The organism is Hyphomonas sp. (genome assembly GCF_046313975.1).
Classification (GTDB): domain Bacteria; phylum Pseudomonadota; class Alphaproteobacteria; order Caulobacterales; family Hyphomonadaceae; genus Hyphomonas.
In genome coordinates, this window is record NZ_JBKBXB010000005.1 from 81,508 (window position 1) to 107,095 (window position 25,588).

The 25,588-nt window shown below is 65.3% G+C and carries 29 protein-coding genes and 1 tRNA gene; 8 read left to right on the forward strand and 22 right to left on the reverse strand.

Annotated elements, in window-relative coordinates; all coding sequences use genetic code 11:
• Nucleotides 1-2: 2 nt before the first annotated feature.
• Nucleotides 3-1,835: an ABC transporter transmembrane domain-containing protein gene (locus tag ACK4TE_RS03375; protein WP_409910069.1), complete on the reverse strand. Its 1,833-nt coding sequence runs from the start codon at nt 1,833-1,835 to the stop codon at nt 3-5.
• A 178-nt stretch (nt 1,836-2,013) separates the two neighbouring features.
• Between ACK4TE_RS03375 and rpmE the strand changes: the two genes are divergently transcribed.
• A complete protein-coding gene (gene rpmE / locus ACK4TE_RS03380) occupies nt 2,014-2,232 on the forward strand; it encodes a 50S ribosomal protein L31 (RefSeq protein ID WP_291060822.1) in 219 nt (72 codons plus the stop codon).
• A gap of 71 nt (nt 2,233-2,303) precedes the next feature.
• Here rpmE and ACK4TE_RS03385 read toward each other — a convergent pair whose 3' ends face one another.
• From ACK4TE_RS03385 to cysS, 8 genes are all read right to left on the reverse strand, one after another.
• On the reverse strand, nt 2,304-3,107 hold the full coding sequence (locus ACK4TE_RS03385; protein WP_409910070.1) for a glycosyltransferase family 2 protein: 804 nt from the start codon (nt 3,105-3,107) through the stop codon (nt 2,304-2,306).
• Complete coding sequence (locus ACK4TE_RS03390; protein ID WP_409910071.1) at nt 3,104-4,345, reverse strand: O-antigen ligase family protein; 1,242 nt, start codon at nt 4,343-4,345, stop codon at nt 3,104-3,106. The genes ACK4TE_RS03385 and ACK4TE_RS03390 overlap by 4 nt, the downstream gene beginning before the upstream one ends.
• A gap of 48 nt (nt 4,346-4,393) precedes the next feature.
• Complete coding sequence (gene thrS, locus ACK4TE_RS03395) at nt 4,394-6,373, reverse strand: threonine--tRNA ligase (RefSeq protein ID WP_409910072.1); 1,980 nt, start codon at nt 6,371-6,373, stop codon at nt 4,394-4,396.
• A 263-nt stretch (nt 6,374-6,636) separates the two neighbouring features.
• Nucleotides 6,637-6,969, reverse strand: coding sequence for a membrane protein insertion efficiency factor YidD (gene yidD / locus ACK4TE_RS03400; RefSeq protein ID WP_409910073.1), 333 nt, complete (start codon nt 6,967-6,969; stop codon nt 6,637-6,639).
• Nucleotides 6,969-7,412 (reverse strand): iron-sulfur cluster assembly scaffold protein, encoded by a 444-nt coding sequence (locus ACK4TE_RS03405; protein WP_409910074.1) that lies wholly within the window; start codon nt 7,410-7,412, stop codon nt 6,969-6,971. The genes yidD and ACK4TE_RS03405 overlap by 1 nt, the downstream gene beginning before the upstream one ends.
• Before the next feature lie 186 nt (nt 7,413-7,598).
• Nucleotides 7,599-8,219, reverse strand: coding sequence for an exopolysaccharide biosynthesis protein (locus ACK4TE_RS03410; protein WP_409910075.1), 621 nt, complete (start codon nt 8,217-8,219; stop codon nt 7,599-7,601).
• Nucleotides 8,216-8,776, reverse strand: a complete 561-nt coding sequence (locus tag ACK4TE_RS03415; RefSeq protein ID WP_409910076.1) for a SixA phosphatase family protein — start codon at nt 8,774-8,776, stop codon at nt 8,216-8,218. Before ACK4TE_RS03415 ends, ACK4TE_RS03410 begins: the two co-directional genes overlap by 4 nt.
• Nucleotides 8,761-10,146 (reverse strand): cysteine--tRNA ligase, encoded by a 1,386-nt coding sequence (cysS, locus tag ACK4TE_RS03420; protein WP_409910077.1) that lies wholly within the window; start codon nt 10,144-10,146, stop codon nt 8,761-8,763. The genes ACK4TE_RS03415 and cysS overlap by 16 nt, the downstream gene beginning before the upstream one ends.
• 338 nt (nt 10,147-10,484) lie before the next feature.
• Between cysS and folE the strand changes: the two genes are divergently transcribed.
• Nucleotides 10,485-11,105: a GTP cyclohydrolase I FolE gene (gene folE, locus ACK4TE_RS03425; protein WP_409910097.1), complete on the forward strand. Its 621-nt coding sequence runs from the start codon at nt 10,485-10,487 to the stop codon at nt 11,103-11,105.
• A 147-nt stretch (nt 11,106-11,252) separates the two neighbouring features.
• The gene (locus ACK4TE_RS03430; RefSeq protein WP_409910078.1) at nt 11,253-11,576 is read left to right on the forward strand and encodes a hypothetical protein; all 324 of its coding nucleotides are present in this window, start codon (nt 11,253-11,255) and stop codon (nt 11,574-11,576) included.
• A gap of 57 nt (nt 11,577-11,633) precedes the next feature.
• Here the strand turns inward: ACK4TE_RS03430 and ACK4TE_RS03435 are convergent, their stop codons facing one another.
• The 6 genes from ACK4TE_RS03435 to ACK4TE_RS03460 all read right to left on the reverse strand — a co-directional run bounded on the left by ACK4TE_RS03435 (nt 11,634) and on the right by ACK4TE_RS03460 (nt 17,555).
• Nucleotides 11,634-12,386, reverse strand: coding sequence for an alpha/beta fold hydrolase (locus tag ACK4TE_RS03435; protein ID WP_409910079.1), 753 nt, complete (start codon nt 12,384-12,386; stop codon nt 11,634-11,636).
• A gap of 16 nt (nt 12,387-12,402) precedes the next feature.
• Nucleotides 12,403-12,918 carry an RNA pyrophosphohydrolase gene (locus tag ACK4TE_RS03440; RefSeq protein WP_409910080.1) on the reverse strand — a complete coding sequence of 172 codons (516 nt, stop codon included), beginning with the start codon at nt 12,916-12,918 and terminating at the stop codon, nt 12,403-12,405.
• A complete protein-coding gene (locus tag ACK4TE_RS03445) occupies nt 12,915-14,207 on the reverse strand; it encodes a divergent polysaccharide deacetylase family protein (protein WP_409910081.1) in 1,293 nt (430 codons plus the stop codon). The genes ACK4TE_RS03440 and ACK4TE_RS03445 overlap by 4 nt, the downstream gene beginning before the upstream one ends.
• Before the next feature lie 141 nt (nt 14,208-14,348).
• A complete protein-coding gene (locus ACK4TE_RS03450; RefSeq protein ID WP_409910082.1) occupies nt 14,349-15,677 on the reverse strand; it encodes a S41 family peptidase in 1,329 nt (442 codons plus the stop codon).
• Nucleotides 15,678-15,706: 29 nt separating this feature from the next.
• Nucleotides 15,707-16,933, reverse strand: coding sequence for a murein hydrolase activator EnvC family protein (locus tag ACK4TE_RS03455; RefSeq protein WP_409910083.1), 1,227 nt, complete (start codon nt 16,931-16,933; stop codon nt 15,707-15,709).
• A gap of 64 nt (nt 16,934-16,997) precedes the next feature.
• On the reverse strand, nt 16,998-17,555 hold the full coding sequence (locus ACK4TE_RS03460) for a hypothetical protein (protein ID WP_409910084.1): 558 nt from the start codon (nt 17,553-17,555) through the stop codon (nt 16,998-17,000).
• Nucleotides 17,556-17,714: 159 nt separating this feature from the next.
• Here ACK4TE_RS03460 and ACK4TE_RS03465 point away from each other — a divergent pair, with 159 nt between their 5' ends.
• Entirely contained in the window at nt 17,715-18,020 is a 306-nt protein-coding gene (locus ACK4TE_RS03465; RefSeq protein WP_409910085.1) for a PepSY domain-containing protein, read from the forward strand.
• 4 nt (nt 18,021-18,024) lie between these two features.
• On the opposite strand, the gene ACK4TE_RS03470 is transcribed toward ACK4TE_RS03465, so the two are convergent.
• The 3 genes from ACK4TE_RS03470 to ACK4TE_RS03480 all read right to left on the reverse strand — a co-directional run bounded on the left by ACK4TE_RS03470 (nt 18,025) and on the right by ACK4TE_RS03480 (nt 20,419).
• The gene (locus ACK4TE_RS03470) at nt 18,025-18,567 is read right to left on the reverse strand and encodes a GNAT family N-acetyltransferase (protein WP_409910086.1); all 543 of its coding nucleotides are present in this window, start codon (nt 18,565-18,567) and stop codon (nt 18,025-18,027) included.
• 6 nt (nt 18,568-18,573) lie between these two features.
• Entirely contained in the window at nt 18,574-19,536 is a 963-nt protein-coding gene (mdh, locus tag ACK4TE_RS03475; protein WP_409910087.1) for a malate dehydrogenase, read from the reverse strand.
• Between the two features lie 139 nt (nt 19,537-19,675).
• Nucleotides 19,676-20,419 carry a Bax inhibitor-1 family protein gene (locus tag ACK4TE_RS03480; RefSeq protein WP_409910088.1) on the reverse strand — a complete coding sequence of 248 codons (744 nt, stop codon included), beginning with the start codon at nt 20,417-20,419 and terminating at the stop codon, nt 19,676-19,678.
• Nucleotides 20,420-20,830: 411 nt separating this feature from the next.
• Here ACK4TE_RS03480 and ACK4TE_RS03485 point away from each other — a divergent pair, with 411 nt between their 5' ends.
• Together ACK4TE_RS03485 and thpR are read left to right on the forward strand one after the other, a co-directional pair.
• Complete coding sequence (locus ACK4TE_RS03485) at nt 20,831-21,163, forward strand: DUF2853 family protein (protein WP_409910089.1); 333 nt, start codon at nt 20,831-20,833, stop codon at nt 21,161-21,163.
• Nucleotides 21,164-21,255: 92 nt separating this feature from the next.
• Complete coding sequence (thpR, locus tag ACK4TE_RS03490) at nt 21,256-21,819, forward strand: RNA 2',3'-cyclic phosphodiesterase (protein ID WP_409910090.1); 564 nt, start codon at nt 21,256-21,258, stop codon at nt 21,817-21,819.
• On the opposite strand, the gene ACK4TE_RS03495 is transcribed toward thpR, so the two are convergent.
• The gene (locus ACK4TE_RS03495) at nt 21,794-22,474 is read right to left on the reverse strand and encodes a DUF6445 family protein (protein WP_409910091.1); all 681 of its coding nucleotides are present in this window, start codon (nt 22,472-22,474) and stop codon (nt 21,794-21,796) included. The genes thpR and ACK4TE_RS03495 overlap by 26 nt on opposite strands.
• Before the next feature lie 178 nt (nt 22,475-22,652).
• A tRNA-Leu gene (locus ACK4TE_RS03500) sits at nt 22,653-22,736 on the reverse strand.
• Between the two features lie 90 nt (nt 22,737-22,826).
• On the opposite strand from ACK4TE_RS03500, the gene ACK4TE_RS03505 reads away from it, so the two are divergent.
• Both ACK4TE_RS03505 and ACK4TE_RS03510 read left to right on the forward strand, forming a co-directional pair.
• Nucleotides 22,827-23,441, forward strand: a complete 615-nt coding sequence (locus ACK4TE_RS03505) for an exopolysaccharide biosynthesis protein (protein WP_409910092.1) — start codon at nt 22,827-22,829, stop codon at nt 23,439-23,441.
• Nucleotides 23,442-23,490: 49 nt separating this feature from the next.
• A complete protein-coding gene (locus ACK4TE_RS03510) occupies nt 23,491-24,009 on the forward strand; it encodes a disulfide bond formation protein B (protein WP_409910093.1) in 519 nt (172 codons plus the stop codon).
• Here ACK4TE_RS03510 and ACK4TE_RS03515 read toward each other — a convergent pair.
• The gene (locus ACK4TE_RS03515) at nt 23,994-24,458 is read right to left on the reverse strand and encodes a DUF3429 domain-containing protein (protein ID WP_409910094.1); all 465 of its coding nucleotides are present in this window, start codon (nt 24,456-24,458) and stop codon (nt 23,994-23,996) included. The genes ACK4TE_RS03510 and ACK4TE_RS03515 overlap by 16 nt on opposite strands.
• Nucleotides 24,459-24,461: 3 nt before the next feature.
• The coding region (locus tag ACK4TE_RS03520) for an acyl-CoA dehydrogenase family protein (RefSeq protein ID WP_409910095.1) at nt 24,462-25,588 on the reverse strand (1,127 nt) is incomplete at its 5' end.

Genomic DNA, 25,588 nt, shown 5'->3' on the forward strand with positions numbered 1-25,588 from the left:
CCTTAACGCTCCGTGAACTGAAGTTCCGCGAGGCGCGCATAAAGGCCGCCGCGCGCGACGAGGCTGTCATGCGTGCCTTCCTCCACGATCCGTCCACGGTCCATCACGATGATCCGGTCGGCGCGGCGCACGGTGGAGAGGCGGTGCGCGATGACCAATGTGGTGCGTCCGGTCGCGGCATTCTCGATGGCGCGGCGCACCGCCGCCTCGCTTTCGGAATCAAGCGCCGAGGTCGCCTCGTCCAGCAGTAGCACTGGTGCATCGCGCACCAGCGCACGGGCCAGCGCAATGCGCTGGCGCTGGCCGCCTGACAGGCTCCTGCCCTTCTGCCCAAGCGGGGTGGCGAGCCCCTCTTTCTCATCGAGGAAGCTCATCGCTTCGGCCATGCGCGCGGCTTCGGCGAGGATCACATCGTCGGCGTCGTCGCGGCCAAAGCGGATATTGTCTGCCGCCGTGCCGGTGAAGAGCGCGGATTCCTGCGGCGCATAGGCAAAGCGCCGGCGCCAGTCCTGCGGCGCGGCATTCACTGAGGCCACGCCGTCCAGCCGGATTGTCCCGGATTGCGGATCGAACAGGCGCAGCGCCAGGCGGAAGACGGTCGTCTTGCCCGCCCCGCTGGGCCCGACAATCGCAACGAACTCGCCGGGCTTCACGTCCAGCGTGAAATCCTGCAATGCGGAGGCGTCACTGTCCGCATAGTGGAACGTGACACTGTCAAAACTGAGTGCGCCCTTCCCGCCTGCGGGCATGGGCACAGGCTTAGCAGGCGGCGCAATCTCCGGCACCGCGCGCAGCACTTCCGCCGCCCGGTCTGCCGCGCCCGCCGCGCGCATCACTTCGCCGTAGACTTCCGCCAGCATACCGAGGCCGGAGCCGGCATAGGCGGCATACATCACCATCGTCGCGAGATCGCCGAAGCTCATCTCGCCATTCGCCACAGACCGCGCGCCGAGCCAGAGCACGCCGGTGAACCCGCCGAACAGCAGTACCGAGACGAGCACGATCATCAGCGCCCGCGCGCCCGTGCGCTTCATCGCGGCGGCAAAGGTCGCCTCGATGGCAGTTTCGAACATGCCGAGCTGGCGCGTCTCGCGGCCATAGGCCTGCACGAGTTCGATTGCGTCCAGCGTTTCGGCGGCTTCCGCCCCGGCATCGGCAAGGCGCGACTGCGCCCGGTTCGACATGTTGCGGATGATCCGCCCGATACCCATCACCGGAATGATGGCAACCGGCAGCATGGCAAGCAGCGTCAGCCCGAGCTGCCAGTTGACCGCCAGCATCAGGCCGAGCGCGCCGATGGTCGTGATCAGGGTGCGGGTCGCGAGCGAGGCGGAGGAACCGAGGAAGGTCTCGATCAGGGTGACATCGGCAGTCAAGCGGGAGACCGCCTCGCCGGAGCGCATCTTCGAATGGTAGGCCGGCGACAGGCGCAGGAGGTGGGCATAGAGGTCGCGGCGCAGGTCGGCGGCAATTCGCTCCCCGAAGCGCGAGACAAAGTAGAACCGGATCGCCCCCAGCACCCCGGCGCCGACGGCGGCGGCAAATACCCAGAGGAAGGCCTCATCAATCAGCGCCAGCAGGGCAGCCGGGTCAGACCCGGCCCTCTGCCCGGCATCGGCCGCCCGGCCCAGCAGCAGCGGGATCGCCAGGCTGACCGCGGCGGCCGCCATCAGGAAGATCATGGCGATGCTGACAGTCAGCCAGTGGCGCCGGACATAGGGCCACAGCAGGGCCAGCGGCTTCAGGTTACGGCCCTTCGGGCGGGCGATGGCCTCCCCGCCCTCGGGCAGGCTGGAGCGCCTGTCGTCCGTGATCTGGGCGCCGGAATCGGCCATCTTCGGGTCCTGTTTCCTCACGGGACCGGGCCTTCCGCCAAATCCCTGTCTGCGCCCCTTGCGGGGCCGAGGCCTTTCCCTTATACGGCCCACTTCGATTTCAGGCTGAGACATGCCAGCGCACCCGGGTGCGTCAACCCGGTTTTGTTACGGAACAGACGAGAAAGAGGCGAATGCCATGAAAAAAGAAGGGCATCCCGACTACCACTTCATCACCGTGGTGATGACCGATGGCACCGAGTACCAGACCAAGTCGACCTACGGCAAAGCTGGCGACCGCCTCGTGCTCGACATCGACCCCAAAGTGCACCCGGCCTGGACCGGCGGCGAAGGCAAGAGCCTCGATCGCGGCGGCCGCGTTTCGCGCTTCAAGGACAAGTTCAAAGGCTTCGTGTAAGGCGCGCAGCGACTTCTGCACGATGTGTTGCGTAGGAAAGCCCTGGCCAGCTGGCCGGGGCTTTTCGCTTTTCAGCCCCTGAGTTTCAACGCGAGGCCAATGAACGGCACCCCCGCCTCGACCACAAGACGCTCCAGCGGCCCGTTTGCGAACTTGCGAAAATAGCGGGCCAGGCTTTTCGCCTTGTGCCCGGTGACGAAAGCGGAGGGCGCATCCGAGGTGGAGCCGTAATGCAGCGCGCCGGCTGCCGGAACAAAGATCACCTCCCCGCCCGCCTCCAGCGCGCGGCGGCACAGGTCGACATCCTCGACATGCAGGAAATAACCCTCGTCGAACCCGCCCAGCCTCTCATACCCGTCCCTCCGCATAAGGAAGAAAGCGCCGGACACGGCCCCGACCGGGACCGGCCCGTCCGGCAGAGGGTTCTTTTCCAGCGTCCAGCGGCCAATGCCGAGAGCCCGCGCGAGCGTCAGCGTGTTGCGCCGCGCGCCGCGCTCCTCCCTGCCCTGCAGATCAAAGATACGTCCGCCCGCGATGGAGACGTCAGGCTTGCCCGCAAGCGCCTCCGCGAGCCGTCCGCCCGCCCCCCGCTTCAGCACGCAGTCGGGATTGATCACAAGGAAAAAGTCACCCGTCGCGATCCGCGCCGCCGCATTCACCCCGGCGCCAAAACCCGGATTGGGCAGGCGCACCAGTTTCGCCTTCGGGGTCGCCGCCACGAAACGGTCAAGCCAGGCCACCGCGTCCGGCGGATTGCCATTGTCGGCAATCACGATCTCGGAAATCACGGGATCACCGCGCAGCGCGAACAGGCATTCGGCAAGGCGCGGGCCGGTGCGATAGCTGACCACCAGCGCGGAAATCTGCGGCGTCATCCGGCGTCGTCCCGCAACGTCCGGTGCCACAGGATGATCGCCGCCGCCGCCAGCACGAGCGAGGCCCAGAAGCCTTCATTCCAGAGGCTGTAGGCAAAGCTGAAGATCACCGCCGCCGCGCCGGCGAGCCCGGCCGCCGCATAGCGGATTTCAGGCCGCAGCGCCTCCGGCCGGGGCAGATGGAAGCCCAGAGCCACGGCCGCAAGCGCGGCCAGGACAGCGCCGATCATGCCCGTTTCGGCCCAGATCTGCAGTGCCATGTTGTGCGGATGGCCCGGCACGATCCGGTACGTCGCCCAGAAGTCCGGCAGCTGCGCCAGCCAGTCCGGACGTGAGGCAAAGGTTTCCTTCCATCCGCGCGTGGCCCCGATGCCATGGCCGATGAACGGCGCCTCCGTCATCTTGCCGATCACCGTTTCCCAGGACCAGAGCCGCGAACGGAACGATGCCGGCAGGTGGTGCACGAACGGATCGGCCAGGCGGATGATCACCGCGTAGAACACCGGCGCTGCCGCGATATACCCGCCGATCAATCCGAACAACCAGCGAAACCCCATGCGCGGCAGGATGGTCACGAGCCCGATCGCGGCGGCCATGCCGCCGATCGCGAACAGGGCGGAATCGGCTCCGAGCATCACGAAACAGGCGAACGCCCCGACCGTGAGCGCTGCCGCGAGTACCGTGCCAATCGTCCGCCAGCGGAAGACCAGCATCGGCAGGAGCAGCGGCAGGCCGAGTGCCAGCGTGTTTGCACCCCTTCCGATATTCTGCGCGCCCTGATGCAGCCGCGAGGCGTCATCCCCATAGACCCAGGCGAGCACGGGCTCCATCAGCAGCGTCGCCGCGATCAGCAGCGCGGCCTGCATGCCCAGCATCGCCGCCACCACACCGGACGCACGCGGCGCGGACGCCGCACGCAGCGTCGCAGCAATCGTCAGCGCGGAAGTCAGCGCGAGCAACAGGAAAGAGAGGCTTCGGGCTTCAACCGCGAAGGTGCCTTCCGCAAAGCTTCCCGAAAAGAACCGTCCCTCCGCTCCCGACCAGAGCTGGCTCAGCGCAGCCCAGACAACGAAGGCAAAACCGATGGCGGCAAACAGGGCCGGCGGCAAGCGCGGGCGCGCCACGAACAGCACCGCGATGCCGGTCAGGCCGACCAGAGGCGCAAACCCCTGCCCGCCCAGCGCCGACATCACGGGCCAGAGGACAAACGCAACAGCAAGGACCGGCCCGTACTTCATGTGGGTTCCATTTAGCCGGGGCCGGCGCCTCTTGTCACCGCATTGGTATCAGCCTGCGCGCTTCAGATCCGGCGGCAGCGCTTCCTGCGCCAGCGAAACCAGTGCCTCGTCCAGCGAAAGAATCTGCTGACCATTCGAGCCGAGCCGGCGCAGCGCCACCTTGCGCTCCTCCGCCTCGCGCGCGCCGACGACCGCAATCACGGGCACCTTCTTGAGCGAATGCTCGCGGACCTTGTAATTTATCGTCTCGTTGCGCCGGTCGACCTCGACCCGCAGGCCTGCCTTGCGCAGCTCAGCGGCAACGTCTTCAGCGTAACCGCCCGCCGCATCATCGGAGATCGCCGCGACGACGACCTGCACCGGCGCCAGCCAGATCGGGAAGGCCCCGGCAAACTCCTCGATCAGGATGCCGATGAAGCGTTCCATCGAGCCGAGGATCGCGCGGTGCAGCATCACGGGGCGCTGCTTCGAGCCGTCGGAGGCCGTATATTCCGCACCCAGACGTTCCGGCAGCACATAGTCGAGCTGCAGCGTGCCACATTGCCAGACCCGGCCGATGGCATCCGTCAGCTGGAATTCGAGCTTCGGCCCGTAGAACGCGCCCTCCCCCGGCAGCAATTCGCACGGCAGGCCGGCCGCATCGACCGCCGCCTGCAGGCCCGCCTCGGCCCGGTCCCATGTCGCATCATCGCCCGCGCGCACGGGCGGACGCGTCGATAGTTTCACCGCGATCTTCTCGAAGCCGAAATCGCGGTAGACGCTTTCCAGCAATCGGCAGAAGCGGATCGATTCCTCGACAATCTGGTCTTCGCGGCAGAAGATGTGCGCGTCGTCCTGCGTGAACTGGCGCACGCGCATGATCCCGTGAATGGCGCCGTGCGGCTCGTTGCGATGGCAGCATCCGAACTCGGCAAGGCGTAGCGGCAGGTCGCGGTAGGATTTCTGGCCGGACTTGAACACCTCGACATGCGCCGGGCAGTTCATCGGTTTCAGTGCCATCAGCTTGGCATCTTCCGGCACGGAGATTTCCACGCCCTCGTCGCCGGCCGGAATGAAGTCCGGCACGATGAACATGTTCTCGCGGTACTTGCCCCAGTGTCCGGATTTTTCCCACTGCGCCGAATCCATCAGCTGCGGCGTCTTGATTTCCTCATAGCCCGACGCATCGAGGCGCCGACGCATATAAGCCTCGATCTGACGCCACACCTGGAAACCGTTCGGATGCCAGAAGACGGAGCCCGCCGCCGCCATGCCATCGAGATGGAACAGGTCGAGCTGTGCGCCGAGTTTACGGTGGTCGCGTTTCTCGGCCTCCTCGAGACGGTGGAGATGTTCCTTCAGGTCCTTTTCGTTCGCCCAGGCCGTACCATACATGCGCTGCAGCATCTCGTTGCGATGATCGCCGCGCCAATAGGCGCCCGCCAGCTTCATCAGCTTGAACGCCTTCGGCAGTTTGCCCGTAGACGGAAGATGCGGCCCCCGGCAGAGGTCAAACCACGCGCCCTGGCGATACACCGTGATCGGCTCGCCCGGCGGGATGATGTCGTCGATGATCTGCGCCTTGTAGTCTTCGCCGATGCGCTTGAACTCGGCGATGGCCGCTTCCTTCTGCCAGACCTCGCGGATGATCGGATAGTCGGCATCGACAATCTCGCGCATCTTCGCTTCGATCCGCTCGAAGTCTTCCGTCGAGAACGGCTCCTTGCGCGCAAAGTCATAATAGAAGCCATCATCGATGACCGGGCCGATCGTCACCTGCGCATCGGGATAAAGTTCCTGCACCGCCTGCGCGAGAACATGCGCCGCGTCATGGCGGATCAGCTCAAGGCCTTCGGCGTCCTTGTCCGTGATGATGGCGACACTGGCGTCGCCTTCCAGCGGGCGCACGAGGTCCCACATCTGGCCATCCACCTTGGCGGCGAGCGCCTTCTTGGCGAGGGATTTCGAGATCGACTCGGCCACGTCCAGCGGCGAGGCGCCGTCCGGGTATTCGCGTTTCGAGCCATCGGGGAGCGTAACTTGGATCATGGGTCTTCAGTTTCTGTATCGGGCCGCAGGACGTTCCGTCCCGGCGGGAGAATCTTGGGAATCCGGCATGGGTTCTGGCGGGCCGTGATTAACGCGGCTTTACCGGGAATCCTACCTGAGTTTTCAGGCAGCGCCGGGGCGTCAGGCTTTACGGGTGCATGAACGGGGCGCGCAGGTGCGCCTTCAGGGGTGCGTCATGCACCCTGACGAGTTCGCGGGGTGAGCCCGGTGAGAAAAAAGCCAGCGTTCATGCGGCCCGTATGTCACGCCTCGGGCCGGGTTTCAACCAGGCCTCCGGGACCGTCTCTCGGGCCGGATGTCCAGTCCCCATAGCGCCAGGGCTGCCAGAACGGTACGGCGGGTTTCGTGTCCGGGGCGGGGTCATAGCCGTGGCTGCCCCCCGGCCGGCACCGGATGAAGCGCGCCAGCGCCATCCATCCCCCCGGCCACCAGCCATGGCGCGCCACGCATTCCGCCCCGTATTCGCTGCAGGTCGGGCTATGCTGGCACCGCGCCCCGAACAGCTGGAACACCTGGCTCGGCCCATGCTTGTAGACCGCGAGCAGGGCATAGGCGATGCGCCGGCGCAGGCCCATCACGCCGCCGCCCGGGCCGCCAGCGCTTCCTCGATCGCTGCCACCGCCGCCTCGAAGGCGAGCAGCGTAGAGGCATGGCGCGGCGGATAGTCGGCGACCGGTTCCAGATGGCGCAGTTCCCAGAACCGGCCCTCCGGCGGCGGCGCACCGTCTTTCAGCATCGCCCGCAGGCTGTCGCGCGCCGAGCGGATTTCCTCGACAGCGGCGCCCACCGCATGCTCCGCGAGAATCGAGGTCGAAGCCTGCCCCAGCGCGCAGGCCTTCGGGTCCACGGCAATGGCAACCACCCGCTCGCCCGCCGCATCCAGCTTCACATCAACATTCACCGTCGAGCCGCAGACGCGCGAGACCTTCAGCACCGAGCCCTCGGCATCCGCCAGCCGCCCGACATGCGGAATACCGGCGGCGAGTTCGAGGATGCGGTTGTGATAAAGCTCGCTCATGCCGCCCTAGATGGCCCGGTGGCGGCCCTGCTGCAAGCCCGGCAAAAAGCGGCCGCCTGAGCGCGGGAGCTGAGGCGGCCGGACCAAAGGGTGGGGGTGTAGAAATGGCCCTGAAGCCATGCGCACACTCTGGCCGCCAGCGGCGCCCGGCACAATTTACGGTTTCGACAGATTGGCCCCTGCAGTTCAGAACGGCCAGAGGTGCGCGAGCTTCGGCAGGATGGTCCAGAGAATGTAGGTCGCCGCGCCAAACGTCACCGCTGCAAACAGCACCACCACCCCGTCCCGCGCCGTCAGCGCGAGGCCCAGCAGCAGCACTGTCAGTCCCGGCAGCAGCGGCCCGAACGGCACCAGCCCCAGAGGATAGGTCAGCAGCGAAGCCAGCACACAGAGCAGCGCCACGATCTGCACGAAGGGCGATTCAGTCAGGAAGGTCAGGCGCGGCTTCACCAGCGCGTCAACCATGACCGCATATTTCTCGCCCTCTGCCGCTCCTTTCACCAGAAGTTCGCGGCTGAAACTGAAATCCAGCGCCCCCTTCGGCAGCCAGGGTGTGCGCCGCCCGACAACGATCTGCAGGGCAAAGATCAGCGTGATGGTCGCCACAAACCAGTTCGATCCCGGTATGATCGTCAGCGGGCTGACGGCAATGAAGCCGAGCAGCAGGAGCACCGGCCCATAGGCCCGGCGCCCAACAGCATTCATCAGCTCACGGACCGTAACCGTCTCGCCCTCGGTATTGAGCACCAGCGAGCGCAGAAGTGTGCGCAGATTGGTCACGGGCGCGCGCGTGCCATCACGGTTCATTCAGCACCTGCGGATGACGCGCCGTAGCGCTCGATGCGGGAGCTGACGAGACCGTCCTTGTCGATGTAGATAATGTAAAGCCGGTCAAACTCGGTCTTGTCATCAATCGGCGGGCCGGGATCAGCGCCAAACAGCGCCGCCAGCGCATCGGTTGTGTTCGAATGGCCGACCACCAGCTTCACGCCCGGCGTATCCAGCAGCCAGCTCGCAAAGGCCGGCAGCGTCGTCGCGTCATAAGGCTGCACCGGCAGGCCCGTCTGCTTCACCATCGGCGCCGCCGTCTGCTGCGTGCGCTTCGTCCGCGTCGACCAGATTTCCGTGAGCTCTGCGCCCTCAAGCCGCTTGGCCAGCGTCTCTGCCCGCGCCTTGCCGGCCGTCGAGAGATCGGGATCATCGCCCTGTTCCTTCTCGCCGTGGCGCACAAGATAGAGCGTAATAATCGCATCCTCCGCAGACGGATAAACCTCCGGCACTGGCGCAGGCGCCGTCGCACACGCCGCCAGCATCAATCCCGCGAAAAGTGCGATCACGCCCCGCCGTTTCAGATCCGCCGCCATGTGCTGCCTCCTGCGCCGTCCATGATTTCGACGCCCTCTTCGGCCAGCGCCTTGCGAATCCGGTCGGCTTCCGCCCAGTCCTTGGCCGTGCGCGCCGCCACGCGCGCCGCCACCATCGCATCAATGCGTGCTGCCTCGTCCGTGTCGCCGCCCTGCTCCCACTGTTTCGGCGTCATCGTCAGCAGGCCGAGCAATTCGCCCGCCGCCAGAAGGTCCGCGCGGGTTGCCGCCATCATCTCATGGTCGCCTTGGTCTGCTGCCGTGTTCGCCGCAGACGCAATGCCCGACAGCGCGGCCAGCGCTTCCGGCGTGTTGAGATCATCCTCCAGCGCCTCGCGGATCACCCGGTAGGTCGCCCGGCCGCCCTCCGCCTCCCACACCCGGCGCAGCGCGCCATAGATGCGGTCGAGCGTCGTCTTCGCCTGTTTCAAAAGCTCCGGCGTCCAGTCGAGCGGCGCGCGGTAATGCCCGCTCAGCATGGCAAAGCGGATCACCTCGCCCGGCCACTCTTTCAGGAGGTCATGCACCAGAACGACATTGCCGAGCGATTTCGACATCTTCTCCCCGCCCATGTCGAGGAAGCCGTTATGAAGCCAGTAATTGGCCATCACTTCCCCATGCGCGCATTCGGACTGGGCGATCTCGTTTTCATGATGCGGAAATTGCAGGTCGATCCCGCCGGCATGGATGTCCAGCGTGCGGCCAAGATGTTTCTCCGCCATGGCCGAGCATTCGATATGCCAGCCCGGCCGTCCCCGGCCCCAGGGCGAGTCCCAGATCGCATCTTCCGGCTCACCCGGCTTGGCAAACTTCCACAGCGCGAAGTCCGCCGGCGCGCGCTTGTCATCGCTCGGATCGACGCGCGCACCCACCTCATTGTCCTCCGGCTTGCGGCCGGACAATTTTCCGTAGTCGGACATTGCCGCCACCGAGAACCATACGCCGTCCCTGCCCACATAGGCATACTTCTTGCGCACCAGCTTCTCGATCATGGCAATCATCTCGGCGACATGATCCGTCGCCCAGGGCTCCACCGTCGGCGGCAAGACATTCAGCGCCGCCATGTCGGCATTGTAGATGTCCGCATACCGCTTGGTGATCGCCGCAATCGGCTCGCCGGTGTCCAGCGAGGCCTTGATGATCTTGTCCTCGATATCGGTAATGTTGCGGGCAAACACCACACTGCCGGGTCCATAGGTTGCCCGCAGCAGGCGGCGCAGCACATCGAACACGATGGGCGGGCGGGCATTGCCGATATGGGCATAGTTATAAACCGTCGGGCCGCAGACATAGACGGTGATCCGCTTCGGGTCCTGGGGCCTGAACACGCGTTTTTCGCGCGCGGCGGTATCATGCAGTCGGAGGGTCATCCTGGTCTCGCGTCGGTCGGTCGTATCGTGGGGTCAATCAGGGCTTGTTTCAGGCAGCCCTAATGGCCTGTTGCCGGGTCAGCAACAACAGGCGCGGCAGCACGAAAAGGTAAACGCAGGCCGGTTCATGACCGCTGCCCTATCACTTGACGCAGCGAAAGCCAAGATTGCGCACATCCATCTCCTGACCTTCCCCGTAGAAAGCGCTGGAAACCGGGAGCCCCCGGCCCTATGTTCAACCTATCGCCCTGAGGGTAGCAACTCCGGGCGGGCGTTAAGTCCGTGCCCTGGTGGCCCCGGCTCGACCCCCGTCCCTCAGTGAAGGAAAACCAATGGCTATGGACGCCGTGACTCCCAAGAATGAAATCCAGCGCGCGGAAACCCTCCGCCGTCCGACGCAGGAAGAGGCTGAGCAGGCCGTCCGCACCCTCATCGCCTGGGCCGGTGATGACCCGGCCCGTGAAGGCCTGATCGACACGCCCAAGCGCGTCGTCAACGCCTACAAGGAATGGTTCGAGGGCTATGGCGAAGACCCGGTCAAATACCTGAGCCGCACCTTTGAGGATGTGCAGGGCTATGACGACATCGTCATGCTCCGCAACATCGAGGTTGAGAGCCATTGCGAACACCACATGGCGCCCTTCATCGGCAAGGCCTTCGTTGCCTACAAGCCCTCGGCCGCCGTCGTGGGCATCTCGAAGCTCGCCCGCGTGGTCGAGATTTTCGCCAAGCGGCTGCAGACGCAGGAAACGATGACCGCGCAGATCTGCGATGCCATCACCGAAAGCCTCGCCCCGATGGGCACCGCCGTCTTCATCGAAGCCGAGCATCAGTGCATGTCCACCCGCGGCGTGCACCACAAGCATGTGACCACCATCACGACCCAGTTCACCGGCGTGTTCAAATCCGACGCCGACCTGCGCAACCGTTTCCTGCGCATGTGCGAACAGCCGGTCTGATCCGGCTCTGATCCAGACCTTCCGGCGGCCCTAACAGCAATGTGGGGGCCGCTTTTCATTTCCGGTCTGTTGCGCCCCGCAGAGGCCTGCTAACAAGCCCGCCGAGTAGAGTTCGCCAAAACAGAACCACACCGGGAGATGACCGCCATGAAGACACCCCTCGCCCTCGCCCTTCTTTCCGCCTTCGCCCTGCCGGCGATGGCCGCCTCAACGACTGTCGAATTCGTTCCCGCCAGCGGTGCGGACAAGGTCGTCGCTGTCTTCTCCGATGATGGCACGGTCAGCTTCAATGGCGGCCCGGCGGTCGCCTACACGATGGATCAGGACACCCGCACGATCTGCTCGATGATGGGCGAGGCGGAAAACTGCGCCACCTTCGAAGCCTGGGGTGAAGAGGTGGGCCACTCCACCCCCTACACCACCTCGCAGGGCTCCTCCGGCACGGCCAACGTGACGGCAAAGACCGAGTAAGGCCTCTCAGGCACCCGCAAGGCGCTCGCCCCGGCGGGCGCCTTTTCATTTCCGGCGCTACCGGCCCAGCCAGCCGAGAATATCCGCAGCCACCCTGTCCGTACCCGGCTCATCAATGATCCAGTGCCCATGGTCAGGATACTCAATGAAGTCGCCCTTCACCGGGCTGCGCGCATACTTAGCCGCCACCTTGCGCACGCCCTGCGGCAGGGTCGCGCGGTCATACCCTGCGGCAATCGTCAGTGTCGGGATCATCACCTTCGCTTCTTCAACCGTGATGCCATCGCTGATATCGCCGTACACCTTGCCGGAATCGTAGAGCGCCCCGGCATAGATCTCGTCATGGAGCTCTTTCGGCACACGGTTCAGCACGCCCCAGCGAAAACCGGACTTCCACACCTTGTAGGATTTCTTCCGGTCCTGTTGCAGCAGCACGTTGAGGAAGGTCCACACCACCGGCAGGCCGACCGCCGAGCAGTCCTTGGTCTGCGCGGGCGTCAGGAATACGGCCTTCGACACCTCGCCGCGCTCCGCCAGCACCTGCGCAATCAGGCCGCCCATCGAATGTCCGATCACGGCGGGTTTCGCCCCGTCGCGCGCTGCCAGGTGCCGCGCCTCGGCCGCTGCGGCCTCAATATATTCCGCCAGCCCCAGCTCCGGCAGGCTCGCTGGCGGGTTCTCCCGCACGCGCCGGTCCGCAAACAGCGTGATCGCCTCGCAGGTCCAGCCGCCTGCCTCGAATATCGGTTTCATCCGGTCCCAGGCGCTCGCGTCGCAGCCTATCCCGTGGATCATCAGCAATGTCGGCACGCGGCCCTCCCGGCGTTCAGCCCTGAGGCACCTTGCCCGGCAGCACCGGCTCCGTCCAGCGGCGGAACCGGATCGACACTTCCAGATAGACCGGCCGTTTGAACGGCACGATCAGGTCGGGTGTCTCTTCCAGCTTCGCCCAGCGCCAGGCATCGAATTCCGGCGTATGCCGGTCGAGCCGCACATCGCTGTCCGAGCCCTTGAAGCGCAGCGCGAACCATTTCTGCCTCTGCCCGAGATACGGGCCCGGCAGGCGTTTCTTCAGATCGGGGGGAAACTCGTAGTGCAGCCAGTCGGGCGTCTCTTCGAGCACATCGACGAGTTTTTCCGGAACGCCGATTTCCTCCTCGAGTTCGCGCAGCGCGCCCTTCAGCGCGCTCTCGCCCTCATCGATTCCGCCCTGCGGCATCTGCCACTGGAACGGCCCGCGGCCATTGACGCGCCGGCCAACGAAGACGTGTCCCGCCTTCGAGAACATCGCAAGGCCGACATTGGGTCGATACAGGCTGGAGTCGAACTTGGACTGGGTCACCCGCCAGTATTTAGACCAGACAGCCCGAGGCTGCCAGTGCGCACCTCCGGGTTGCCGGCAGCTGCGCTGCGCTCCCTGGTGATCGCCGACACCGGCGCCAGCACGAGTCCTTTTTCCGGCAGCTGCGCGATCCACACTTTCGCCGCCTCAACCGTCACCGGGAAAGCATAACCAGAGCCGAACGCCGCCCCTTTGTCCCGCGCGAGCGTCTCGAGATCGAGCAGCTCGGCATTGATTTCATCCGGCGACTGTCGTGTATCGATCGGACCTGCCGCACGCGCATACCGAACGCCGCTCGCCCGTGCCGGCGACGCAAACCCGCCGCGCTCGACGCTGCCATCATCGATGAAGGCTATACCGCGATCCGCGAGACGCTGCAGGACAGCGCTGCTCGCATCCGCATTCGCGGCAAACTTCGCACCCTGATAATTCACGACCCCGAAATAGCCCGACGTGCGCGACAGAATCGCATCCAGCCGCGCAAGGTTCGATTTCGCATCCGCCGCAGCGAGCAGCGTGTCCGGGTGCATCTTCATGCGCCCGTAATCATAGGCTTCCATCGGCACTTCGATCAGCACTTCATGGCCATCGGCGCGCGCGGTCTTGATCCAGTAGTCAAGGCGTTTGGAATCGAGGGCGAAGGATAGCGTCACTTCCGCCGGCAGATCATCGATCGCCAGCTGAGTCTGCGTCGCGTTGATGCCCAGCCCGCCGATAACAAGGCCCACCATCGGGCGGCCGTCGGCATTGGAGAAGCTGCGCGCATACACGTCTGCCGGCGCCCTGCTGGCCGGCTTCTTCGCGCTCACAGGCGCCGGGGCCGAGTTCGCCGCCATCACGCGCACCGCCGTTCCTGACGGGATACCGATACTGCGCACCTGGCTCAGCGACTCGCCGGACCGCACGATCTGGCCATTGATCCGGATCGCATCGCGCGCGCTTACCGCCGGGCCGCCCTGCCCGCCCGTCACTTCGATCCGCAATGCTTCGCCTTCAAGCTCCGTCAGCGCCAGCTGCAGCGCGCTCGCGGTCTCGACCGTGTCGAAATCCGCCGCGCCTTCGAAGCCGTCAAAATCGGCAACCCGCGCCTGCGCCTGGGACTCCAGGACATCATCGACCGTGTCGAACAGGGCAAGCGTCTGGCGCGGACCCGCCGATTCCGGATCGGCCACCACATGGATGCCCGCGCCCAGCGAAGCCGCAAGCCCGCCGAAAACGGCAAGGCTCATGCCCGCATGCACGATCCCCGTACGGAGCGGAGACGGCTCGGACTCGCGCCGGTAACCCATTGGACTGACCTCATTGAACAGGGCGGTGAAACAAGCCCCGAAGATCACCCGGCAGGGTTAACAGGAGGAAAACAATTGGTCTTCGCGCTGTAACCAGCTGCTAACAAATCCGGGACTTTTGGCCTTCCGGAAGGTTAACAATCAGTCATTTGCCATAGCGAGGCGCGAGGGCTGGGCCCGGCCTTCCCGGAGCAGGCGGATCGCGGTTTCCAGCTGGTAATCCTCGCCCGCATAATCTTCCGGCGGTTGCTCGTCCGGCATGCGTAGCGCCTTGCGCCCTTCCCCGGTCTCGTTCTCGAGGGCATGCGGCAGGTCCGCTTCCGACCAGCGCTGGATCTTGGCGAGTTCTTCCTCGGTCAGGCGCACTTGCGTCACCATCACGTCCGGCTCGATGCCGAGCGCCTGGATCGAGCGGCCCGAAGGCGTGTAGTAGCGCGCCGTCGTCAGGCGGATCGCACCCGGCAGCGTCTTCAGCAGGATCACCGACTGGACCGAACCCTTGCCGAAGCTCGTCGTGCCGACGACCAGCGCCCGCTCCCGGTCCTGCAGCGCGCCGGCCACAATTTCCGAAGCCGAGGCCGAGCCGCCATTGATCAGCACCGCGATCGGCACACCCTTGAAAACTTCGCCGCGCGTCGCGTTGAACCGCGCCACATCCACCGGCCGGCGCCCCTGCGTCGAGACAACCTCGCCGCCGGACAGGAAATGGTCAGCAACCTTCACCGCCTGGTCGAGCAGGCCGCCGCCATTGTTGCGCAGGTCGAGCACAATGCCCTTCACCTTCGGCCCGCGGCCGAGCGCGTCGAGTGCCTCTTCGAGCAGCAGGTCGGTGCGCTCATTGAACGTGGAGACGCGGATATATCCGATATCGCCGCCTTCGACGCGCCAAGTCACGGATTTCTGCTGGATCACCTCGCGCACCAGCTTCACCGGGAACGGCTCGGTGCCTTCGCGCAGCACGGTGATCTCGATCTCGGTGCCTTTCGGCCCGCGCATTTCCTTGACCGCATCATTCAGCGTCTGGCCGAGGATCGGCTTGCCGTTGATGGCGGTGATGAAGTCGCCCGGCTGGATGCCGGCGCGCGCTGCCGGCGTGCCGTCCATAGGCGAGATCACCTTCACCGCGCCGTCTTCCATCGTCACTTCGATGCCGAGGCCGCCATACTCGCCCGAGGTCTGCACCTGCAGCGACTGGTAATCCTCCGGGTCGAGATAGCTCGAATGCGGGTCCAGCGAGGTCAGCATGCCATTGATCGCGGCCGACATCGCCTCGGTCTCGTCGATCGGCACGACATAGTCTTTCTGGGCATGGGCGAACACTTCGGCGAAGAGTTCGATCTGCTGGTAGGTCAGCGCCCGCGGGTCTTCTGGTTTGGATGTGTCCTGCTGGGGCCAGGCCATCGCTGCAAAGCCAACGGCCGCCGCACCGAGAATCCCACCCAGCGCCGTACCGGTCAGCAATGAACGCATATTCCACTCCATCATCATCGAAGCGACCCTCACTTGCCGCCGGACATCCACTCTGCCGGATTCATCACCCGGTCGCCAAGCCTCAATTCCACACTCAGTTCGGGTGCAGGATCATCCCGGTTGGGCATGCGGCCCACCGGCTCCCCGGCATTCACGGACTGACCTTCGGATACATAAATCCGGCTCATCCCGGAAAGAATAACATTATATCCGTCGCTTGTACGCAAAATCAGCATCTGGCCGTAGCTTCTGAACGCCCGGGCATACTCCACCGTCCCGTTGACCGGAGCCACCACCTGGGCCTCCGCCCGTGTCGTGAACACCAGCCATTCGGCCTTCGCCCCGCCCGGCATCTTGTCGCCAAACCCATAGCGCAGGGTGCCCGCCACCGGCTGCCTCAGCCCGCCTAGCGACGACTTGCCCAGCGGCTTGGTCACAGGCGAGGCCACCTCCCCCGCTTTCGGCGTCGTGGTCGTCTTCGGCTTGGTCGTTCGCACCGCCGCGAGCTGCGGGCGATCCTTCGGCTTCAGCCCCGGCGCATCCGGTGCATTGCGCTCCAGAGCCGTCAGCAAGTCGCGCAGCGTGCCGGCATCCTTGCCCAGCTGGTCCGCGCGGCGGCGCAGCGTTTCGGCATTGCCGGAAATGCCCTCGAAGGCAGACCGTTTCTGCGCCGTCAGCCGCTCGATCTCCTCCTTCTTCAGCGCCAGCGTCGCCTCCGCCGCCGCCAGCCGCGCCTGCTCGGCAAGGATGTTCGTCTCCAGCGCATTGAGGCCGGCAATCTCCGCCGAGATCGCCGCCGCCCGGTCTTCCAGTTTCGGATACGTTGCCTGCATCAGGATGGCGCGGCGGATCGCGAGACCGGAATTGTCAGGGCTCACCACCAGCGCCGGCGGCCGCCGGCGATTGGCGGCGGCAAGTGCGGCCAGCAGATCGCCCAGCGCCGCCTCGCTCTCGATCAGTTCCGCATGCGCCACCTCGCGCCGCACCCGCAGGTCCACCAGCGACCGCTCCGCTTTTGTCGCCTGCTCCTCGCGGCGGCGCGCTTCCATCGCGGCCGAGAGGAGATCGTTATCCAGCGTGCGCAGGTCCGTAACCGTTGCCTGCCCTTCCTTCTCCAGCGCAGCCAGCTGCCGGACCGCAGAGGTGCGCTCGGCTTCCAGCGCGTCCAGCTCGGCGCGCGTGAACGTATCGGGCGCCACCGCCATCAGCAGGGGCACGAGAAACAGGCTCGCAAGAACGGCAGCAGGACGGCGCATCCGGCCACCCTTGCCCGAGATGAGTCACTTTGACGTTAATCGCGGGCGCGGCGAACGCCGTCTTCTAGCGGCGCAGCGCGTTAAGGTCCTGGTAAAGTCCGGCGCAGAGCTCTGCGAGAAATATATTCTGTACACGGAATTTACTGCGATCATATGTCGGCGCATTGACGGCAAGGTGCCGGATCACATCCAGCAGGACTTCCGCATCCCGAAAGAAACTCTCCGGCGGCTCGGCGTCCAATCCGTGCACGCCTGCATTGCGCAGGCTCACCACCCGCTCGATCGCATGCAGCCGCCCCGTCGTCATCTCCAGCTTCTCTGGCGGCGAAAGATATTCCTGCGACCGCGCCCGACGCAGCAGCAGCGACACCGGCGCGACCCGGTCATCCTGCGGCGAGTCCAGCACAGCCTCCAGCGTCGCCGTGTCATATCCCGACAGCGCCGCCACCAGCGAACATTGCAGCGCGCTTACCAGGCCTACCGCCACCCAGCGCAGGCGCTCCCGGTCCTCACGCGCGCCCGCCGCTTCCCGCCGCGCCATCTTCAGCGCCTCGACCGCGCCGTCCAGCGCCAGCCGGATGCGCGTCGCGGGATCGGAACTGACACTCGGATGATAGTCCATGACCGCATTGCCTTGCAGGCCGCCGCGCGCCGATCAAGCCCCTTCCGCAAACTGACAGCTCCCTGACAGCGCATGTCAGGGCGCGCTCAGAGCCCGGCGCGTAAACCCGCCTCAACGCCGGGGCAGTCCCGGATACGTCCCGCAAGAAAGGAAACTCCCATGAAGCTCATGTTTGCTGCCCCGCTCGCCGCACTGCTCATCTCTGCACCCGCACCGCTCGTCCTCGCACAGGGCGCTGACGATTTCCTCGCCGCTCCTGCCACCGGCTCCGTCAGCCGTGAGGAAGCCCTCGACATCGCCCGCGCCGAAGGCATGACGCGCCTCAAGGAAATCGAGCGCGATGACGGCAAGTGGGAAATCGAAGGCTGCATGGCCAATGGCCGCGAAATCGAAATCGACATCCGCCGCAGCACCGGCGAAATCGTCAAGCTCGAGATCGACGATCACGACGATGACGGCTGCTGATCCCTCAGCCGCCCCGGCGCGCGCGCCAGTCCTCCGCCGTCTGTCCGTACGCGTCCCATACCGTGTGCGGGATGGGCGGCGGAGCGACCGCTTCGCGCAGCTTGCGTGATCCGAGCCGCTCGGCCACCTTGATCGAGGGCGCATTCTTCGGATCGATACAGTGGATGATCTCGTCCCAGCCGAGAATGTCGACCGCATAGTCCATCGCCGCGCCCGCGCCTTCGAGGGCATAGCCCCTGCCCTGCGCGGAGGCGAGGAACCCCCAACCCACTTCCGTACCCGGCCAGCCGTCCGGCTGCCACGGCCCCAGCCGGCCGATCCATTGCCCGCTTTCCTTCTCGACCACTGAAAACATCGAAAAGCCGCGGATTGTCCACGCCCCCGCCAGCACGCACAACGTTCGCCACACCGTCTCGCGCGGCTGTACGCCGCCGATGAAGCGCGCCGTCTCCTCATCCGCCATCAGCGCGCAGAAGCCTTCATAATCCTCCGCCCGCGGAGGACGAAGGATCAGGCGCGGCGTTTCGATCACAGGGCCGGAAGCCATGCGGGATCAGGCGAGGCTGGGGTCGATGCCCTTGCACGCCTCAACCAGGCCCTTCACCGAGGCGACGGACTTCTCGAACATCGCCTTCTCGTCCGCATTCAGGTCGAACTCGACGATCTTCTCCGCGCCGCCGGCGCCGATCAGCGTCGGCACGCCGACATACATGTCCTTCACGCCGAACTGGCCGGTGCACCAGGCCGCGACCGGCAGAACGCGCTTCTGGTCGCCGAGATAGGATTTCGCCATCGCAATCGCGGACTCGGCCGGCGCGTAATAGGCAGAGCCGGTCTTCAACAGGTTCACGATCTCGCCGCCGCCCTTGCGCGTGCGCTCGACGATAGCGTCCAGTTCCGCCTGGCTCATCCAGCCCTGCTTGACGAGTTCGGTCAGCGGCAGGCCGCCCACGGTCGAGTGGCGCACCATCGGCACCATGTCATCGCCGTGCCCGCCCAGCGTCCAGGCATGAATGTCGGCCACCGACACGCCGGTCTTCTCGGACAGGAAATAGGCAAAGCGCGAGCTATCCAGCACGCCCGCCATGCCCACCACCTTCGAGGTCGGCAGGCCGGAGAATTGCTGCAGCGCCCAGACCATCGCGTCCAGCGGGTTGGTGATGCAGATCACGAACGCGTTCGGCGCATGCGCCTTGATGCCTTCGCCCACGGCCTTCATGACCTTGAGGTTGATGCCGAGCAGGTCATCCCGGCTCATGCCCGGCTTGCGCGGCACGCCGGCAGTTACGATGCAGACATCCGCTCCGGCGATGCCGGCATAGTCATTGACGCCCTTCAGGTCGACCGAAGCGCCGTAAACCGGCGTCGACTCGGCGATATCCAGACCCTTGCCCTGCGGCAGGCCTTCCGCGATGTCGAACAGGATCACGTCGCCCAGCTCTTCGCGGGCGCTGATATGGGCGAGCGTACCGCCGATCATGCCGGAGCCGATCAGGGCAATCTTGTTGCGGGCCATGTGTATCTCCTCGGAATATGGGCGCGGAAACCGTGTCGCCGGTCCCCTAGCCGAGCCTGCCGCGCCGCGCAATGCGGCCCAAAAGCAAACACCCCGCGAGGGGTCTCGCGGGGTGCCTGTTCAGGGGGGTCAGATCAGGTCAGTCGCGGCTGAGCAGCGACATCAGGATCGTGAACATGTTGTAGAACATGATGAAGAAGTTGAGGGCGCCCCAGTTCGTCATCACGGCCAGCGAGCGCTGGTCGCCTTCATTGACGAAATAGCCCTGCTTAAGCTCCTGCGTCTGGAAAGCAACCAGCACGCCCGAAATCCCCAGCACGGCCACCTGGATGATCACTTCCATCATGCCCGAAGGCGGGAACAGGAAGCTCAGCAGCGAGATGCCGATCACGCCCCACAGTGCGAACACGGCAATGATGCCGATCGGGCGCAGGTTCATCTTGGTCATGTAGCCGAACAGGCTCAGCGCGCCGAAGGCCGAAGCCGTCAGCAGGAAAGCCTTGGTCATGATCAGGAAGTTGACGGTCATGCTGGCGCCGCCGCGCGTCGTCACGCTGGAGCCGGACATCGCCATCAGCACCCAGATCGAAAGACAGACGCCGAGCATGGAGACGATGGTCCAGTAGAGAATGCCGGTCGCCAGCGGCGACGGGTTCTTCATCAGGAAGGCTGACCCGAAGATCAGCGCCAGCGGGCCAAACTGGAAGACATAGAAGAGCGGAGTGCCCAGCAGCAGCTGCGTCAGACCCGGCACGATGCCGGAGCCGACCACGAAAGCAATCGCGCCCGAAAGCGCAATGCCCAGAGCCAGCTTCTGATAGACCCCGAGCATGAAGGTGCGCAGGCCCGCATTGACGGACGTATCCATCGTGCTGGCGTCCATAGCCCCAAAAGTCCGGTTGAAGTCATTCATCGGTTGTTGAACCCTTTCTTTGAACGCAGACGCCCTCCGGGCGCTGTTTGTGCAATATATGGAGGCCTTCGCCTCGCTCTGCAACAGAATCCGGACCTGCCAGTCCCTCACATTTCAGTCAGGGGTTTCAGCCCTTCCGCAAAGGCACCTCAAAATCGCGCAAACATTCATTTGGAAGTATTTGAAACACCAAGCAAAAGCACCTCGAATACAAGTAACGCTGAAGTCCCCATACCCTGACTTGTAATACGCGCGCGCCCTTCGCCAGTGAACGGCTAATCACTGTTGACTCGCACCTTAGGCGAACATAAAGGCGGATTCAGGCTGTGTAGTTCGCAGTTTGGTAGTTGAGTAAAAGCCACAGCTATAAAGGGGAAAAACATGGCTGATGCATCGGCGTATGCCGAGAATATCAAGAAGTATGCAAAAAATTACAATAAAGCCGCCGCTGAAAAGATCGTCGGACACCTTGGCATTGCCCTGCGCAACAAGGACTCCTCGATCGTGGCGTGCAGCGATGATGGAGAACTCGACCGGATCCGCGAAAAATGGTGCCGCACCAAACTGGGTCTGGCGCACAATCAGAAAGAACTCGACGCAGGCATCCAGGCCATCTGCGAGGTGATGAAGGCCGAAGGGGGCCAGAAATCGCGCGTGACCTTCTATTACCTGCTCGCCGAACATTTCGGCAAACTCGAAGCCCTCGCGGGCTGAACCCCCTCAGCCAGATCATAAAAGAGAGAGCGACTTTCACCCGGCCCTGCGCCGGGTTTCTTTTTGCCCGCCCTCATGGTCAAACCGCTGCCATGCTCCGCCTCTTCGCTGCCCTGCCGGTGCCGCCGGATGTCTCCCGGCCGCTCCTGAAGCTCCAGAAGGACCTCACCGGTGCCAGCTGGCGGCCGGAGGAAAACTTCCACATCACCCTCTGCTTCTATGGCGAGCTCAGCCACACACAGGCCCGCGATCTCGACGACCTGCTCGGCGCCATCGACCGGCCGGCCTTCGACATCGCCCTGGAAGGCGCGGGCTGGTTCGGCCGGCGCGAGCCCACCGCCGTCTGGGCCCGGGTGCGCGAGAGCGACGAGCTGCGCGCCCTCGCAAGCCAGTGCGAGCGCGCCGCCCGCCGTCTCGGCATCGCGCGGGAGAAGCGCCCCTACACGCCGCACATCACCCTCGCCTATTGCCATGGCACGCCGCTGGACGCGGCCCGCGCCTGGACAGAGCGCCATCAGGCCCATCGCAGCCCGCCCTGGCAGGCCAGCCACTTCCATCTCTATTCCAGCCAGTCGCGCAGCACCGGTCCCTCGCGCTACATCGCGGAAGCCGACTATCCTTTATCCGGCTTCACCGCGCCTGAAGGAATGTATTGATCGTCAACCGCCCGGTGCGTGGATCATCGGAAAAGCCGAAACCTTCCGGGATCGTGCCGGAATGCAGCGTCCAGCCGCGATAGATCACCAGCCGGTTGAACACCGCCTCCACCCGGTAGGTCTGCTCGAACTGCGCCGTGTCGCCGCGCAGATAGTCCGCACCCGGAAGACCCTGCTGCGCCGCCTCGGCCTCGATCATCCCGGCATAGTCCTCCATCCGTGACGGGCTCACCGTCTCGAACCCGCTCGCCCGGTGCCGGTAGAAGGCCGTGCCGCCCTGCGATCCCGCGCACAGGTAATGCAGCACCGCGATCCGCCCCGGATCGGTCGAGTCGAAATGCGGCAGGCGCTGGATCGGCCGCAGCGCCTCGGGCCGCGTCGTCACCAGCGAATAGTTGCACTCGACGAGGCTCGCCCCCTTCGCCAGCCCGAACACGTTCGTCAGCACATCCTGCAGGATCGGCATGCGTTCGCCGAGATAATTGGCATCCGCCGGCGCACGCACGCCGGGATAGTGCGGGCCAAGCTGCGTATAGCGCTTGCCCGCTGCCGCCTCGACCAGCCCCGCCGGGTCCGAACTGAATTCATCGATGATGACAATCGGCTCGCGCTCATGCCCGATCCGCCCGATCACCGGAGACGGCGCCGTCGTCATGCAGATGCCCTCCCCTTGCGCTGCCCCAACTTCTAGGCGAGCCCCGGAAACCCATCAACGGCTGGACTGCTGTTGGCACGGGCGGTGCCGGAGATGAAACAGACGTTGGGTTCGCGCTTGCAGCCCTGAGCCCGATCCATGTGAGGCGCAAAGCGCCGATACGGGATCAAAACAAAGGTGGTGCCCCTGGCCGGACTTGAACCAGCACTCCTTTCGGAAGCGGATTTTGAATCCGCCGCGTCTACCATTTCACCACAGGGGCCGCTTGGGGAGGGTGAGGGCCTCTCCTGCCCGAGGGGTAAGTGATATGTCAATCTCCCGCTGATATAGCCTGCCTGCTATGACCTCCCCCATGACCCCAACCGCCGAAACCCGCACCCTCCTGCAGATCATCGAGCAGATGGCCGCCGCCGCTCCGGACGAAGGCTTCACCTTGAGCGAAATCTTCGACCAGCTGGACGAAAGCGCCTTCGGCGCCACGCTGTTCCTGCTCGCCCTGCCCTGCTGCATCCCCTTCCTCTACATCGTGCCGCAGATCGTCGCCGTGCCGATGATGGCGCTGGCCGTGCAGATGTTCCTCGGCCGCGAGGAGCCCTGGCTGCCCTCAGGGCTCGCCAGCCGCCGCATCGACAAGGCCGGCCTCACCGCGATGGCCACCGGCGGGCGCAAATGGTTCGGCTGGATCGAGGCGCTGATCCGCCCGCGCCTCAGTTTCATCACCGGCCCGCGCTCCGAACAGGTCGTCGGCGCCTTTCTCGTGTTTTTCTGCTGTTCCATCCTCGTGCCCCTGCCGGGCACCAACACCGTGCCGGGCTTTGCCGTCGCCATTGCCTCCTTCGGCCTGATGCAGAAAGACGGGCTCGCGGTCATCACCGGCATCATCCTCGGCGTCGCCTGGATCGGCATGCTGATCTTCGGCGCCTTCACCGGCCTCGGCTTCCTCGCCGGCGTCCTCACCGGTTCGTGACGCTCCGCCGCATTGCGGCGAGCCCGGCGATGGCCTTCAACTCGCCGCCATGAACGCGCTCACGACGCTCCTCACCGGCTGGCGCTGGCCCGTCCTCGCCCTCCTCGCCTCAGCCGCGATGCTGGCGGCCGCGCATGCCTTCGAGCAGATCGGCGGCCTCTATCCCTGCCCCCTCTGCCTGCGCCAGCGCGATGTCTACTGGGCGCTGATCGCGATGACCCTCACCGGCCTCGCCCTCTGGCGCCTCGTGCCCAAGCGCCGCTTCCTCGTCGCGCTCAACGTGCTGATCGGCCTTGCCTTCCTCACCGGCGTGGTCGTCGCCTTCTACCATGCCGGCGTCGAGTGGAAGATTTTCCCGCCGCCGAACGGCTGCTCCGGCGGACCCGGCACCGACCCGATGAATTTCGGCGACATCGACCAGCCGATGAACATCGCGCTCTGCACGGATGCGCCGTTCTACATCGCCGGCCTGTCTATGGCCGGCTGGAACGGCGTCATCTCCGCCCTTCTCGCCGGCATCAGCTTCGCCGCGGCCGCGATCACCTTCCGTCACTACCGGACGAAATAGCTCGCCGCCGCCGCGCCGAGCGCAATTACCGCCACCACCGCCGCAAACCCGCGCAGCCGCCGCATCCAGATCGGCAGGCCCGCCCCGCCCGCATCCCACACACCATGCAAAAGGTGCGCGCCGGCCAGCGCCGCCAGCACCGGCCACAGCTCCACCGACCACAGCGCCCACAGGACAATGCCAAAGCCCGCCAGTGATCCGAGTACGGACAGGCTGATCAGCGGCGTGCGCGGAATGCCCGCGCCCTGCCCGTTCACTTCCGCGCCCCAGCGCACCCCGCCGAGGAAAGACAGGATCAGCGCGCCATAGACGATCAGCGCCTGCGCCGCCTGCATCTGCAGCACCGCGTCCGCCCGCGCTGCCCACATCACGCCCGCCCCCGCCGCCAGCGGCACCAGGCCGGCCAGCGTCAACCCCAGCGCCACCGCCGGCACCCCAAACAGTCTCATGACTTACAGCCCCAGCACCTTGCGTGCGATGATGTTCTTCTGGATTTCATTCGTGCCGCCATAGATCGACTGCGCACGTCCCGCAAAATAGCTGGCCGTATCGCGCGGTCCAGTCCCTGCGGATGGGGCCTTATGCCCCACGAACGGCCCGGCGGCATCGAGGAACAGTTCGGTGATCTCCTGATGCGTCTCGGTCGCGAGGATCTTCACGGTCGAGGCCGCATCCCCCACCGATCCGCCGGAGACCTGCGCCGAGAGGATGCGGAACACCGTCATCTCCAGCCCGTCCACCGCCATCTCCGCCGCCGCCAGCCGCGCCGCAAACCCGGCATCATCGATCAGCCGCTCATTGCTCGCGGGTGATCCCGCCGACGCGAGCGCCCGCACATGCCGCAGCATCGCCCGCTTGCCGCCGATGCGGGCATAGGACGTGCGCTCGAAGCCGAGCAGGTATTGCGAATAGGTCCAGCCCTTGCCCTCCTCGCCGATCCGGTTTGTTTCCGGCACTTCGACATTCTCGAACAGCACCTCGTTGAGCGCATGCGCCCCGTCGATGGAAATGATCGGCTTCACCGTCACGCCCGGCGCATCGAGCGGACAGCAGATAAAGGAAATGCCCTCCTGCTTCTTCTCGCGCTGGCTGGTGCGGGCGAGCAGGAAAATCCAGTCCGCATGCTGCGCCGCCGAGGTCCAGATCTTGTGCCCGTTGAGCACATAGCGCCCATCCTTCAGCTCCGCCGAAAAGGTGAGGCTCGCGAGGTCAGACCCTGCCCCCGGCTCTGAATAGCCCTGCGCCCAGCCGACCGACCCGTCGCGGATGCCTGGCAGCCATTGCTGCTTCTGCGCCTCGCTTCCGAACGTATAGATCACCGGCCCGACATAGATCACGCCCATCGGCGTCACAGTTGGCACGCCCGCGCGCTCCAGCTCCTCGTCGAAGACATACTGCTCCTCCAGCCCCCAGCCCGGCCCGCCATGCTCCACCGGCCAGGCCGTCGCCAGCCATCCCTTCGCCCCCAGCGCCATCTCCGACCGGCGCACCTCCGCCGTCGTCAGCGCCTCGCCGGCCTTGTATTTCGCAATGATATCCTTCGGAAACTCCGCTTCGAACCAGCCGCGCACCTCGCGCC